This is a genomic window from Mechercharimyces mesophilus, from assembly GCF_059818345.1.
Window position 1 is genome coordinate 286681 of sequence record NZ_JCBAPH010000001.1, and the last position, 14772, is coordinate 301452.

At 43.4% G+C, this 14772-nt stretch carries 13 protein-coding genes and 1 pseudogene; 8 read left to right on the plus strand and 6 right to left on the minus strand.

Annotation, left to right across the window (positions count from 1 at the left end; genetic code table 11):
• Window positions 1–30 precede the first annotated feature (30 nt).
• Window positions 31–435: an acyl-CoA thioesterase gene (locus AC6RGY_RS01575; protein WP_499859168.1), complete on the plus strand. Its 405-nt coding sequence runs from the start codon at window positions 31–33 to the stop codon at window positions 433–435.
• Window positions 436–539: 104 nt separating this feature from the next.
• A complete protein-coding gene (locus tag AC6RGY_RS01580; RefSeq protein WP_499859169.1) occupies window positions 540–2501 on the plus strand; it encodes a peptidoglycan D,D-transpeptidase FtsI family protein in 1962 nt (653 codons plus the stop codon).
• Between the two features lie 208 nt (window positions 2502–2709).
• On the opposite strand, the gene AC6RGY_RS01585 is transcribed toward AC6RGY_RS01580, so the two are convergent.
• Window positions 2710–3375 carry an oxidoreductase gene (locus AC6RGY_RS01585; RefSeq protein WP_499859170.1) on the minus strand — a complete coding sequence of 222 codons (666 nt, stop codon included), beginning with the start codon at window positions 3373–3375 and terminating at the stop codon, window positions 2710–2712.
• Between the two features lie 360 nt (window positions 3376–3735).
• Here AC6RGY_RS01585 and AC6RGY_RS01590 point away from each other — a divergent pair, with 360 nt between their 5' ends.
• From AC6RGY_RS01590 to AC6RGY_RS01610, 5 genes are all read left to right on the plus strand, one after another.
• Window positions 3736–4602, plus strand: coding sequence for a YheC/YheD family protein (locus AC6RGY_RS01590; RefSeq protein WP_499859172.1), 867 nt, complete (start codon window positions 3736–3738; stop codon window positions 4600–4602).
• Window positions 4603–4808: 206 nt separating this feature from the next.
• The gene (locus AC6RGY_RS01595) at window positions 4809–5234 is read left to right on the plus strand and encodes a DMT family transporter (RefSeq protein WP_499859173.1); all 426 of its coding nucleotides are present in this window, start codon (window positions 4809–4811) and stop codon (window positions 5232–5234) included.
• A 39-nt stretch (window positions 5235–5273) separates the two neighbouring features.
• Window positions 5274–5972 carry a Crp/Fnr family transcriptional regulator gene (locus tag AC6RGY_RS01600; RefSeq protein WP_499859174.1) on the plus strand — a complete coding sequence of 233 codons (699 nt, stop codon included), beginning with the start codon at window positions 5274–5276 and terminating at the stop codon, window positions 5970–5972.
• A 58-nt stretch (window positions 5973–6030) separates the two neighbouring features.
• Window positions 6031–6486 carry a DMT family transporter gene (locus tag AC6RGY_RS01605; protein WP_499859175.1) on the plus strand — a complete coding sequence of 152 codons (456 nt, stop codon included), beginning with the start codon at window positions 6031–6033 and terminating at the stop codon, window positions 6484–6486.
• A 118-nt stretch (window positions 6487–6604) separates the two neighbouring features.
• Entirely contained in the window at window positions 6605–7288 is a 684-nt protein-coding gene (locus AC6RGY_RS01610; protein WP_499859177.1) for a YjjG family noncanonical pyrimidine nucleotidase, read from the plus strand.
• A 138-nt stretch (window positions 7289–7426) separates the two neighbouring features.
• On the opposite strand, the gene AC6RGY_RS01615 is transcribed toward AC6RGY_RS01610, so the two are convergent.
• Window positions 7427–8218: a DUF817 domain-containing protein gene (locus AC6RGY_RS01615; protein WP_499859181.1), complete on the minus strand. Its 792-nt coding sequence runs from the start codon at window positions 8216–8218 to the stop codon at window positions 7427–7429.
• 259 nt (window positions 8219–8477) lie between these two features.
• Between AC6RGY_RS01615 and AC6RGY_RS01620 the strand changes: the two genes are divergently transcribed.
• Window positions 8478–9554: an acyltransferase family protein gene (locus AC6RGY_RS01620; protein ID WP_499859183.1), complete on the plus strand. Its 1077-nt coding sequence runs from the start codon at window positions 8478–8480 to the stop codon at window positions 9552–9554.
• Window positions 9555–9608: 54 nt separating this feature from the next.
• Here the strand turns inward: AC6RGY_RS01620 and AC6RGY_RS01625 are convergent, their stop codons facing one another.
• The 4 genes and pseudogenes from AC6RGY_RS01625 to AC6RGY_RS01640 form a co-directional block, all read right to left on the minus strand.
• On the minus strand, window positions 9609–10289 hold the full coding sequence (locus AC6RGY_RS01625) for a response regulator transcription factor (RefSeq protein WP_499859187.1): 681 nt from the start codon (window positions 10287–10289) through the stop codon (window positions 9609–9611).
• 120 nt (window positions 10290–10409) lie between these two features.
• Entirely contained in the window at window positions 10410–12149 is a 1740-nt protein-coding gene (locus tag AC6RGY_RS01630; RefSeq protein ID WP_499859190.1) for a sensor histidine kinase, read from the minus strand.
• A gap of 427 nt (window positions 12150–12576) precedes the next feature.
• Window positions 12577–12867: pseudogene (locus AC6RGY_RS01635) on the minus strand (sigma-70 family RNA polymerase sigma factor); the annotation flags it as partial.
• 36 nt (window positions 12868–12903) lie between these two features.
• On the minus strand, window positions 12904–14442 hold the full coding sequence (locus AC6RGY_RS01640; protein WP_499859192.1) for a recombinase family protein: 1539 nt from the start codon (window positions 14440–14442) through the stop codon (window positions 12904–12906).
• Window positions 14443–14772 lie beyond the last annotated feature (330 nt).

The window sequence follows — 14772 nt, forward strand, 5'->3', positions numbered from 1 at the left end:
TGACATTGATTTAGATTGGAGGGGACTTACATGAAACATGAATATACAGTGAAGGTTCATTCGACAGATGTGGATATGCTTGGACATGTGAACAATGCCAAATACTTAGAATACCTGGAGTGGGCTCGCTTCGATTGGCTGAAGCAGTACGGAGCCACGATGCCAGCATTTCGGAAGTGGGGAATTCTCCCGGTTCTTGTGAACATCAATATTAACTATCGCAAGGAGATTCTATTTGATGAATCGATTCTGATCACCTCCTGGACGAAGAAGATGGGGAGCAAAAGTGTGGTGGTGCATCAGACGATAACCAATGAAGCCGGTCAGATTTGTTGTGATGCGGACCTCACGATTGTCGTTATCGATGCCAAAGAACGTCGTGCCATTAAGATTCCCGAGCAGATGATAGAGGTATTTGAGCAGGTATCTGAATAACACGTTAAGGAGCCTCACAAGGGATTGTGAGGCTCTTTTTTTTAGGTATATCCCCTGATCCGTTTGCCGAAGATGGGAGTAGTGATGAGACAGGAGGGGCACCGATGGGCAAACGGCGGAGTTACTTGATGACGTCGGGCTTGGTTTTATTCTTTATGGTAATCTTATTTCGTTTATTTTGGCTACAGCTCATTTCTACACCATCGTTTGCTTGGGTGGAGCAAGATATCGACTTGGTATCGCGCGCGCAGGACCAGCAAAACCGAGAGTATGTCATTGATAGTGGGCGTGGGGATATATGGGATCGAAACGGCTATTTGCTATCGGGTGAGATTGCTTGGCGATTGGTTGTCTTTCCGATGACTGATGACCAGATGGATCATCATGATCAGTCTCTACGTGAAGTAGCCCAGATCATTGGTTACCCAGAGGAAAAATGGATGAAGTGGGTGCGAGAGAATGATCAGCCACAGGCGGTTTATCTTCCGGATGAACACACTCCCTTGGCCCTTTCAGAGGAAAAGAAGAGTGAGATTAGTCATCTGGGGATCCCTGGAGTGCATCCCTTGGAAGCAGATGATCGCTTAAGTAGTGATCGGATTGCGCGGCACGTTTTGGGGCAAGTCGTGCGGAGTCCTTCTCTCATTCAAGCTAAATACCAGGAACAATGGGATAGCGGGCATTATCATCTGCAATCTTTGGTGGGAGTAAGAGGATTGGAAGCGGCGTTTGAGTCCCTTTTGCATGGGGGAAACGAGCGAGCCCTACAATATAAAGTGGACGGTAGAGGACAATCGATTAATGGGTTGGAATCAAAGGAAGTCTTCTGGCAAACGGATGATCCGCATCGTCCTCATCACATTCAAACTTCTCTGGATCAAAAGATTCAAGGGTTGGTGGAGCAGGCGATGGATGAAGAGCAGATGTTGGATGGCGCTGTTGTGGTGCAAGAGATTAAGAGTGGAGATATTGTTGCGATGGCCAGCCGTCCCACGGTGGGAAGTGTTTTCGTAGAAGATGAGAATAACCCTTGGGATAATCGGGCGATCATGGAAGCGACACCGGGTTCTATTTTTAAGACGGTGATAGCACTCGCCGCTTTGGATACAGGGCTCGTGAAGTTGGAGGACCAATTTGATTGTTCGGGGGACTTGGGGCGTTATGGATTAACAGATGGCGGACACGGTGCAATCACTTTCGCGGAGGCATATGCACACTCTTGTAATCTTGTGTTTGCCCAACTCGCCGAGAATTTGGGGCCAGCGAAAATCGAAGAGTATGCCGAAAAGTTAGGCCTGGGACAACAAGTTCTATGGCATGGATCGGTTTACCATGAGAGTGATTTTACGCAATTACCAGCAGAGCAGACGGGTCTAGTCTTTGCTTCGCAAACGAACAAAGAGGATAGGGGCGTGCTAGCACAAACAGGTATTGGACAACGAGATGTCAAGATGACGCCCATTCAAGCAGTTAATATGGTGACATCTCTCTTTCATGAAGGGCAAACCCTTACACCACGTGTTGTTCGTGAGATACGTACAGATGATGGAGAGGTGGCATTTCAGTTTGCACGTCAGGCGTTAAAAACCGAAGAACCCATTAATCCAACGGCCTTAAAGCAAGTACAAGAAATGATGCAGAAAGTGGTGCAGGAGGGAACAGCGAAGTCTTTACAGGAGGCTTCGTGGCCATTAGCAGGGAAGACGGGGACGGCGCAAATAGGAGCAGATAATGATCGTTACCATAAGTGGATGATCGGATACGGTCCGACAACCTCTCCTCGTTATGCGGTAGTGGTCTTGTTGCGATCAGTGGAGGAGAGCAGTGATCCCCGTCATATCCGTATTTTTCAAACAGTGATGGATGGTATAGCAAGCCTGGAAGAGGAAGAATCGACAGAAAGTGAAGGAACGGAGAAAGGAGAGCAAGAGAAAAAACAAGCAAGTGAACAGAAAAGCATAGAAGAAGAAAGGAATACAAGTGAAGATGTACAAGAAGAGAAACAGGAGGTTGAGACGAACCAAGCAGAGGAAAAAATGAGGAAGGAAGAGGAGGGAGAGGAGTAAGACACTGTTCCTCTAGTAGAGGCCATTGTTTGGCTTGTTTCTTTTAAGAACGCGAGTGCTCCCTTCATACGAGGGCCAGTGGTGGCTGGTCCCCAACACCTTGCCTCTCGAGATCATACGACGGTATTCTCTGAAAGGGAGTGAAGGGAAACGTTATCCTCTGAATGAAGAACGAGCCTCTCGCGCAGTGGAAAGGAGAGAGTAGCTTTTATTCGCCTATTTGAGCGATGCGGTCGCTCAAGTAATGATGGCTCCCTTTTATTTGGGATTTCGCCACTTGGACCATCGCGTTCGCCACTTTCTTTCCTTGAATGGGGCGGTACTTCGCTAAAGATCCTACCAGCATGAAAGCGAGGGGCTTGGAAAGCCATGCGCCTATCTGTTCACCTAGACGAAACTCATTTCGTTCTCCGAGTAATAATGATGGGCGAAATATATGTAGTGCAGGCAGGGAGAGGTGTTGCAACGCTTGCTCCATTTCTCCTTTTACTCGACTATAAAAGAATCGTGACGTAGGGTCTGCACCCATGGATGAAATCACCAAGAATTGTTTAACCCCTGCTTTTTGTGACAGTTGGGCTATTTTCACAGGATAATCATAGTCCACCCGACGGAAGGCTTCCTTGCTTTTTGCTTTTTTCATTGTCGTGCCGAGGCAACAATAAACCTCATCGACCTGAAAAGCCTCTACATGTTTTTCTAAATGATCAAAATTGAGTTGGGTTTCTTTTAGTTTAGGATGATCAATGGATAGGGAGCGTCTGACGAGAACATGGATTTGTTGATAGTCAGGGTGTTCCAAAAGGCATTTTACCAACTCTTGTCCGATAAGGCCGGTAGCTCCTACAATGAGTGCGCTCTTTTTTAGGATCACGAGGATCTGCTCCTTTGTTGTCAAAAATGAAGTGTTTCTTTTCATGTGAGAAGTGGATGTGCGATAAAACCGCTTGTGCTTAGAATGTCTCCTATTCTCCTTACAATAGAGGGCATACGCTGATGATTTGCATCCTTGAGATATAGATTTTAGTATACCAGAGCCGGACTTTTTCGTAAAAGAGGGGACTGTGTATGCTATGCAATGGTGTTCTTTTTTTGTATAATCAATATTTTGTAATGTAAGTGGAATGAACAGGTTGAGCCCAAGTGAGAAATACGCATAATGAGTGGATACCTAAGGGTAAAGATCCACTCATTTGGAGAGGAGATAACATATGATGGTATCGAGAATGAGCTAATGGATGGGAAGAAGGAGAGTATAGTGACGGTGAAAATAGGATACAAGTGGAGAGTTTACAAGCAGATATCAAGTCATAAGAGGCTCTCTTCTGCATTGCCTGAAACTAGACTATGGACAATCCCTGTGATGTGGCAAATGTTACGTAGACACAAATCGGTCATCTTGAAACCGTCTGCAGGGACGGGTGGCTATGCAGTCATTCGATTAACCTATTTGAAGAACGATAAAATTGAGCTGAGGTTCGCAGGAAAATGTTATGTATCCCGTCAAAGGCGAAAGATTAATCAATTAGTATGCGCCCTGGTCGATTGGGGAGGTTCAGCATATATCATACAACAATACATTCCTCTAGCAACGATTCATGGTTGCCCTATCGATCATCGAATCATGCTTCAGAGACTAAAAGTGAGAAGTCCTTGGGTCATTACGGGTTACCACTCACGAAAAGCAGGGAAGACTGAGAAAGTAATTACCAATGTGAAACGCAGTAAAGCGAAGGTACTCTCCGTCGAAACTGCACTGACTCAATCTACAGTGAAAAAATCCGCCAAAGAAGTCCTGCGAAATATGAAAAGGTTAAGTATTCTCATTGCCAAACATACGGGAAGATCACGCTATTGTAAGGAAATTGGAGTAGATTTAGGCGTAGACCATAACGGAAAAGTATGGATTATTGAAACCAACCCGCAGCCGGATGTTCAGCCTTCTATTGGTGGGTTTCGCATGTTACCAACAAGAAAGATGTTTGATAAGGTGATCGAATATCGGGGGAGTCGCTATCCGAAAAAGTTCAAGAAAGATAATAGAAAAGCGGATAAGTTCTTAGCAAAAATCTTTGAAGGATTTAATCCTCTCGAACATTAAAATGTCGGCTGCTTCTCGATTCGTGAGCGGCATAACAAGTAAATATATTCCGTTTGAGCAGGTGCTTTTGGCACCTGTTTTCTTTGTTTCGCGCTTTCCCTCTTCCTCGATTCTGATGGATACGTGGTAGGGACATATGTCCTTTCCCCATGATCTGGATTTGTTATTTAATAGTGATAGAGGAGAGAGGAGAGAGGAGAGGGAATATGCGTGGAATCCTATATGCCTTACTTGGTGGTGTCTGTCTTACTTTACAAGCGGCAGCTAATTCCTTAATCAGTCAAGACATTGGAACGTGGCAAATGGCCACTCTTACACAATTTACTGGTTTTGTGGGATCGCTCATGATCTTGTTGTTTGTTCGTGATTTCAGATGGCAAGGGTTTAAGCAGATCAAGCCACTTTATTTAACTGGAGGGACGTTTGCAGCCATCGTCATCTACAGCGTGGTTACAGCTATTCATCATACGGGGATGACTTTGACAGTATCTACATTATTGATTGCGCAGCTGTTATTTACCTTCTTCATCGATAGTGCGGGATGGTTTGGGTTAATAAAGCAGAAAGTAGGTCTTTCAAAAATGATCGGGATTGCGATGATGGTGATTGGGGTAGTCATTCTAAGATATTAGCACGATAATGGTAGGTAAACGAGGAGAGGAAGCTGTTAGATGAAGCAAAGCGAAGAGCGCGAGAAGATTAACCATTATTTGCATTCTAATCAAATCGAATCTATTTTCCCCCCCTCCATCGTCCCTCACTTGTTGCTGTGTCAGTTTGAACAAGGCGAAATGATTTTCTCTCAAGGAGAGCCGGCTCACTATCTCTATGTGCTGGTTAAAGGGAAAGTGAAAATCTTCACAACATCAACGGAAGGAAAGACCTTAATTCTCTCATTTAAGAAACCGCTAGAAGTGCTTGGCGATATTGAATACCTACAGGGAGTCAATATGATTAATACAGTGGAGGCCGTATCGCCCGTTAGTATGATAGGAATTCACTATCGTTGGTTACGCAAATACTGCGAAGGTCATGCCCCGTTCTTGGAATTTTTGCTGGAAATCATCTCGAAAAAATTTCTTGTTAAATCGAATGCTCTTAGCTTTAATCTGATGTATCCAGTGGAAGTAAGGTTGGCTAGCTATTTGTTATCTGTTTCCTCCGATGAAGACGCTCCCTTATTTGAGCGTAAAATAAGTGCTCACCATATGCGGGAAGTATCTCATTTAATTGGAACCAGTTATCGGCATCTCAACCGTGTGATTCAGCAGTTTTGTGCAAACGGGTTGATTCAGCGTAGTGATGGATATATACAGGTGAAAGATCGAGAGAGGCTCAGAGAAATGGCGAAGAATAATATTTACGAATAAGCTCTATCAAAAATAGATATCCGTTCACTTCTAATTAGGAAGGGGAAGGGGGGATAAGATGATATTTGGTCTACTATTAGCGATCGTAGCGGGATCATTCGTTGGACTACAAAATGTCTTTAATAGCAAGGTGAATGAGCATATAGGTTCTTGGTCAACGACAACACTTGTACTTGGATTCGGTTTTCTGGCATCTTTTATCATGGGCTTGATGCAGGCAGGAACATCCCTTTTCACATTGCAATCGATGGAAGGTTGGTATTGGTTTAGTGGATTCATTGGGATTGGTGTGGTGATGTGTTTAGTAAATGGAGTGAAGCAATTGGGCCCTACACTTGCGATTGCCATTGTGATGTCCTCCCAACTTGGATTTGCTCTCCTATGGGATTCGTTAGGCTGGTTTGGACTGGAGGAGGTTCCTTTTACGTTTCAGCAGATACTGGGAGTGCTCGTTATTGTGGGTGGGATTCTCGTGTTTAAGTTGGGGGATAAAAGAGGTTCTGCTACTACATGATGGCCGAACGACTGCCGTCTAAGGCAATTGAAACTCTCCTTGTTCTATGAATTGAACGAGTGACACTGACTAAATAATAGAATGCGTAATAGGGATAAAGAAGTGGAGGTAAAGCAGGATGAAACCATACCAAACTTTATTGTTTGATCTAGACGATACGTTAATGGACTTTCGTGCGACAGAAGAGCAAGCCTTACGCTTATTGTGCGGGGGTCACAATGTCACACTAACTCCTGAAGTAAAGGATTGTTATAAAAAAATCAACCAAGGTTTGTGGAGATCGTTTGAAGAGGGAAAGATGGAACGTGATGAGGTGATTCATACACGCTTTTCTTTGTTTTTCGCGGAGTATGGATATGATGTCGATGGCGTCATGCTAGAAAAAGAATTTCGCCTTTACCTAGAAAGAGGGCATCAGTTAATTAGCGGGTCTTACGCTTTGATAAAGGACTTGTCTAGCCAATACGACTTGTATATTGTGACAAATGGCGTATCTAAGACGCAATTCAGGCGTTTGCAGGATTCCGGATTGTATCCATTCTTTAAAGGGATATTCGTATCTGAAGATACAGGTTCTCAAAAACCGATGCGCGCATTTTTTGACTATGTCTTTTCACGCATCCCTCAATTTTCGCATGAAGATAGCTTGATTATTGGGGATTCTTTAAGTTCAGATATCAAGGGAGGACACCAATCAGGAATTGATACATGTTGGTACAATCCAGAGAAGAATCCCAATGAGACCATGCTTGTTCCTACCTATCAGATCAACCATTTAGAGGAACTATATGCCATTTTGTGATTGCTTATCTTAGTTGGTGAGAGATTTTATGTCTTGGGAATGGTTGACTAGGGAATGATAGCTGGTTGGAAAGTGAAACGGCAGGTGTCTCTTCGATCGACTGTCCGCTTCACTTATTTAAGACACAAACAAAATTGTTTACAGTGTGGCATCATCGATGTGACGAGAAAGGCTGGATTGTTGTTTCTGCTTGACAAACTTTAACTGAGTAACGATCAGAAAGCTAACGATGACCAATAAGGACCAAGAGGATATTTTACCGAAGTCTACAACCTCCCACGTCTGATGTTGGTTGGGGTATTGCCACGCTCCAAAGAAGGTAGCGATATTCTCCGCTATCCATACAAAAAAACCCATGAAAAGGAAGGAAACGAGCAGAGGCATGCGAAACTGCTTCTTATCTAAACGAAAGGAAACCCAGGTATGGCGGAAGTGCCACATTAATAGAATAATCAACACCCATCGTAAGTCGTAAATGAAATGATGAGTAAAAAAATTTAGGTAGATTGCCATGCCTAGCATCCAGGTGCTAAGATGAAACGGCCATTGTTGAAGGTCTAGGTGAAGTCGTCGCCACGCTTGACACATATAGCTAGCGACACTCGCATACATAAAGCCACTGTATAAAGGGACACCACCGATTTTGCTCCAAGCAGGTTCTGGATAGGACCACGATCCCATCTGTACTTTATACAATTCCAGCGCAAGGCCGATGAGGTGGAAGAGAAGAATCACCTTCAGCTCATCGATTGTTTCTAGTCTACCAACCACCATGGCAACTTGCATGAGTAGACAGAGGAGCAAGATAAAATCATAGCGATAGAGACCGGGAATCGAGATGGTTTTGGACAAGGCCAAGATGAGAAAGATGGCAACAGGAAAAAGACAGGCGAGTGCCTGATGATAAGTAAAGTTCCATAAAGAGCGCACTGGACGAACCTCCTCTATCGATATGAAGTGCGATATTGCCTAGGTGAATGATGAATCCTCCGTCTCTGTGAGGATGGACCGTCCGTCCTCTGATAAGAGTTTTCTCTGTACACTCCTTCACACGGTACTATAGCAGGCGATAGGAAAAAGATCAATTAAATACAGTATAAAAAAGTTGAACATCCATCCCTAGAAAAACACAAGGAATACACATCCGCTCGCTAAAGTGAGGGGAGTAACCTTGAAGGGAGATGTTCAAATGAAGAAATTAACGTTGCTACAATCTTTTCGGGCGATTGCACCCGTCCTGATTTTGTTCCTTCATGCTGCCCATATCTTCGAAGTAAACTTTATGTACATGATGATGATTGAAAAAACCGGGGGCGTTGACTTATTTTTTGTTATGAGTGGTTTTCTCCTCTATTATATCTATCAGAGGAAAATGGGTGTGCCGGGAGAGGCCAAGAAATTTCTAATGAAGCGTGCTACACGTATATTCCCATTAATCTGGGTGTTGACGATCTTTTTTTTCATCCTATCGTGGATATTGCTGAGCACAGTTGATGAGTGGGAAGCCTATCCATGGGATGTGTTATGGAGTTCCGTGTTCGTACTTCCTGATACGGAGCACATTTTGGATACCACCTGGTCAATCTCTCATATTCTGTTTTTCTATGTTATGATCGCTCTTGTTATCTGGAGACCGATTATGAAAATGCCATTGGTGATCGTTGCTCTACTAAGTGGTTATGTATTTCTTTTTCAAGAAGGATTAGAAGGACCGTGGTTGGGGCTTGTACTAAACTTATATAATCTGGAGTTTCTGCTAGGATGTTTGGTGGCTGCTATCGTACTAAGAGTGAACGTGAAAGGAAGTTATGCGCTCCTGTTTGCGGGCATAGGTGGATATGGGTTTACATGGTATTATATGATCGATGGGACAATGGAAGGGGTCCCGTTGGAAGTGCTATTTGGTATATCGGGTTGTCTCTTGATTTTGGGAGGAGCAGGTCTAGATCAAGGAAAAGAAATTCGTATACCGAGAGTGATTCAGGTATTAGAACAATCTTCTTATGCACTTTATTTGGTTCATTACCCGCTACTTCTGATGTTTTTCAGTTTCTATGACCTACTTGTGTTAGATGAGTACCTCTCTCCATCCGTTGCTTTTACGATTAGTATTGTGGTGATCATGGCAATTAGCATCGGAGTTCATTATTGGGTGGAAAAGCCACTAGATAAAATGGTACAACGTTGGGTCCGCCCACTCTCTCAACCCAAGCAAGTGACTTCACCCCAACCGGTGGAATCCACTTCGCTTCATCATCATTCGTAGGTAATCTTACCCTGCCTCCTGATCCAATTGGATCAGGAGGTTTTTTGACATGGTCTATGGATTTTTCTCGAATTGATAACCATACCCTATGATGGTTTTGATATGGACGGCCTGGTCAACAAGATGATGACGAAGTTTCTTAATATGAGTATCTACTACCCGTTCATTTCCGATATAATCAATCCCCCAGACAGAATTTAAGATGTTTTCTCTAGTAAGTACACGTCCGGGGTTACTCATGAGATAGAGCAAGAGTTCATACTCTTTTTTTGTTAACAATAAAAGTTGTTCCCTTACCCATACTTCATGGGTAAGGGTATTGATACGAATATTTCCTGATATAAGGGTATTGGGTGGGTGGAGGAGGCTACCAGATGCCCGCTCTATTAATACTTTCGCTTTGGCGACGAGGATAGAAGGACGAAAAGGCTTGGTCATGTAATCATCCGCCTTTAATTGATATCCTTTGAGGTGATCTTCATCAGCCGATAGAGCAGTTAGCATGATGACTGGAATCTCAGAAATGCGACGAATTTTCTCGAGTATGCTCCACCCATCCATTCCTGGGAGCATGATATCTAAGATGATGAGGTCGATCGAATGGTTTTCCAACATGTTAAACGCGGCGACTCCATCGATTGCCTCAAAAACGTCGAACTGAGCGTGACGAAAGTAATCCTTGATAATGGTTCTTAACTTTTGATTATCCTCAATCACTAAGATGGCTTTATTCATGTTCTTTCTCCTCGGGATTCTACAAGTTAAAAGATAAGAGCATCAAACTCGTTTCAGCACAAATTGAAATATCGGGGAATCAGGTGGAGATCTAGACTGATCCAGTAAAGATACATAAGATTAATCCGCACTTTGTGAACGGAAGAGAATATAGAATAAGACTCCCTGATCGGTATTTTGCACTCCGTATGGATAATGGTGACGTTCGAGAATCTGTTTGACTACATAAAGTCCAATTCCAGTACCTGTTGGTACTTTCGCTCGTGATTCATCCGTGCGATAAAACAAGTTCCAGATACGTGTGCGCTCATCCTCAGATAAGTGTGTACCCGAGTTTTGTATAGAGAAATAACAGCCTTCGGTCAATGGCTTCATCTCAATATCGACAGATGCTCCAGGTGGCGAATGTTGAATGGCGTTCTGATATAAATTTCGTAGGACTTCATGAATGCTTTCTTTATTCGCATGGAGCTTAAATGGGTAGAGGTGAAAGGTTGTTTCTATCCCATGATTCTGTGCTAAGGTTCGCATGCTATCAGTGGTTTCTATGATGAGCTGGTCTAGTTCAAAATCATCTCGATCCTGATCATCAATCATTTCGTCCATTTTGGAAACCTGAAGGATTTGCGTAACTTTGTTTTCCATGTCATCCAACTCTGCCAAAAGACGTTGGATGTAGACCGGATTCTCCCGATCATATATTCCGTCCAACTGTCCTTCTAACATCCCACGAAGTATGGCAAGAGGTGTTTTCATTTCATGAGAGAAGTGGAGCATATATTCTTTTCGTAGGCGCTCACTACGTCGTTCAAGCTCCATCTCCTCCTTTAGATGGGCATTGGCTTGATGCAGTTGCTCCAGTGTCTGATTGAGTGTAACTGCTAAGGTGTTGAGATTGGTTGCTAATTGTCCGAGCTCATCCTCGGAACGTACCTCAATTTGTTGATCGAAGTTCATTTTCGCCATATAGGAGGCTGTTTGATTCATTTTGATAATAGGCTTGGCTACTTTGCGTGAAAAGAATAAAGCAATAAGTACAGATAATAAAATAACGGCTACCAGCAGATAGAGCGTAAACTGACGTAATATTGTAAGGGTATTTTCGATCTGCTGTTGCGGGATTAAACTGAAAAGGTAGCTCTCGTCTTCTGATTCTATCGGGTGGATCACCATGACGAATTCTTCCCCTTGATAGGTAAAAGGAAGTTCATCAACATCCCAAATCTCCTCTTTATCCGTTAGGTAGGTAAGTGCCTTATGCAAGAGGATATAGTTCAACTCATTTAAATGATCCTGCTTGTCCTGCTTTTCGAGGATGGTTCCTTTCAACTGAACGGTGAGAGTTCGGTCCTCCTGCAGAAGGGGTTCATCCAGTTCTTGTGAGGAATCCTCAGTATCTAAATTGTAATGGTTCATATAGATGAGTTCATCATTAATGATGTTTCCTTCAATGAGGGCCTGATCTCCGGGTTGTAGTTCAGCAAAGGCGTCTTCAAAAATAGCTTCTGTAGGAAAAAGAGCATATTGCACACCATCTTCTGCTTGAAATACAAATTGGCTTCGACTGATGAGTTCAGTACGATGATCACGGAAATCCCCCTCTTGGTAGAGCAAGGTAGGAGCATCTGCGATCCCTGCTAACTCCTCAAGAATGAGATCGATTTCACCATTGTTTTCTTCTGAGAAAAGATTGGGTAATTCGAGTGAGGCAATATAAAGTTCCTGCTCCAATAGCTCTACCTTAGCATCGATATAATAACCTTTAAGAAACGTTTGTTGTAGGACCAGTTGAATGGTAATCAATGCTAAGAAGCTAAGCAGAATAAGTATAAATAACTTGGCTGTTATCGATTTTCTCATGATACTCCTTCAGATGATACGGCTTGTGGGTCGCTCTTCTTTCCTCAAGATATTTTATCACGCTTGATGAGGGTAGTGGGATAATCAAATGAGAGATGCCCACTCATATTATGTGAGTAAGCATCTCCCCGATGTACTATTAGGTTATAAACTTTTTATTTTCTCCTGCCATTGTTTCTATCCATAAGTCGGAATGAAGGAGAAGTATGTAAGGAGAAGGAAGTGAGAAAGTGTCTAGAACGAATGGATGAGCGTCCATAAGGAAATCTTCTCTTCGTCCGTTCTACCTCTCGATCTAGCTCAAACATCCGTTTGTTAACACATTATTTTCCACTTTGGAACCAATTCTCTGAAGTTCCTCAAGGAACTGATTCTCCATTGATGCTCCCCTACGATTGAATGACGAAATGTAACTCAGGAGATGGGGTTATTTCTTCTTAGAAGAGTTAATGCGATAAAACTCATGGAAGAGCTTAATCAGCGCTCGTTTTTCAATGCGTGATACGTAAGAGCGTGAGATGCCCAATTCCTTAGCGATTTCGCGTTGCGTTTTTTCTGAACCTCCTTGCAAACCAAATCTCTTGCGGATAACTTCTTGTTCTCTTTGGTCTAAAATATGCAAGTTGTTGTAGATTTTTTTCTTTTCGATTTTCATCTGCACTAGATCGACGACTTCATCGCGTTCGGTACCTAATACATCAATGAGCGTGATCTCGTTTACACTTACTTTTTATCTGTGACAGATATCGTTCTTCTACATTTTCGGATAGATGGACAAGGTGAATTGGTCTTCCCTTTGCCACTTTTCTTTTCGATACACGGCTTTCTCTAATACGTTCTTGAGGAGTGCATTCTTCTGCTTGGCATCATCTAACTGCCAATAGATCTCCAAGACCTGTTCCACCTTGGGGATAATGTTGACCTGTGCTTTTTTCCGTTCCTTTTCTTTCTCTAGTTCCGCAGCGGCTACTTTTAATCCTTCAGTGATGTCCTTGATTCGCTGGGCAAGGCTCTTGGAACGTTCCAAGTAGGTTTCTTCATCATATATGCCTCGCTCCAGGAAGTTATGAAGCCGTCCTTTTTGCGATTGGAGGTTCTTCAGCTCGGCTTGCAGATTCTCCATGGCTACTGCTTTGAACTCAATGGACTGGTTGGACTCTTGTGGGCGGTTCATTTCCTTCCATTCCAACTTGTACTCCGTCAGCCACGTTTGTAGGGAGTAGAGGACCCGCTCCTCAACATAGTGGAACTTACTACTACGGTTCTTACACAAACGATTGGCACAGATGCAATGTGGGAGCTGATTGGGATAGGGGCGATAGGACAAAGAATGCCCACACATGTCACAGCGAATCAAACCCGCGAGGGGGTTCGTCATTCCATTGAGATGGTAGGGGACATGGGACTTACTCCTCAAGATGTCTTGTGCTTTTTGGTATGTATCCATGGAGATGAGGGGTTCGTGCTTTCCTTCTACGTCAATCCATTCATCTGTTGAGCGGGTACGAACAACACGACGTTTATCCGCTTCTTTGGCGGATTTACTCTCTTTTTTCTTCCATTGAATGCGTCCAGCGTAGACGGCGTTTTTGATGATATTGAGGACAGAGGAGTTGTTCCACTTGTTTCCGCTATAGTTGGTATAGCCGAGGAGGTTTAACTCATTAGCGATCTTATTGGTCCCCATTCGTAGATTGGGGTCTTCGTGGATGTACCACTCAAAAATCATCTTGACGATGGGTGCTTGTTCAGGGTGTGGAACAAGGTAGCGACCACGTTCATCTTTTTGGATGTTGTAACCATAGGGTGGACGGGTGCCGATATAGTTGCCCTCTTCTACGGATCGAACACGCCCTCCTTGGAGACGACGAGTAATGATTTTCAGTTCTTTCCGTGCCATGAACGCTTCAAACTCACTATATTCCTCATCAAATTCATCCGATAAGTTATAGGTTTTGCGTGGGGTAATGATCTTCGTGTTCGACTCTCTAAAGGTCTCCAGGATCGCTCCCTGTTCTTGCATCTTACCGCGACCAAGACGGTCCATATCCATAACAAGAACAGCATCATACATACCTGCCTCTACTTCTTTTAGTAGCACCATCATTTCAGGGCGATGAATGAGGCTTTCACCGGAGGTAATCTCTTCACGAATTTTTATGATATTCAGTTTTTTCTGTTTAGCGACCTGCATGAGTGCTTTTCTATGTTTGGCAAGTGTTTCCCCTTCACCTCGTGCTTCTGCTTCTAAGTCTGCTCGACTTTTCCGAAGGTAGATACAGACCCTTTCCATCATAAACACCTCTTGAATTTATTGGCTAGTCCTTCGATATGTGCCACATAGGATATACTGAGGTGGTTCCCATGCGTGAGGATATGACGTTACAGGTAGGTGGAACTACTATTAATATTATAGCACCGAAGATCACGGAAGAGGAGAGGGAAGAGCGATTGAATGAAGTCCAGCGAGTGATATGGAGGCTATGGCTTGATATAGAGAAAAAAATCCAGGATTAGTACATGGGAATGGTTGGCTTATTTGTATAGGATGATGACAAGAGTATATGATGGATGCACGAAAAATCGTCTTGGTATATGGGACAATCGGATAGCTAGTCGTCTA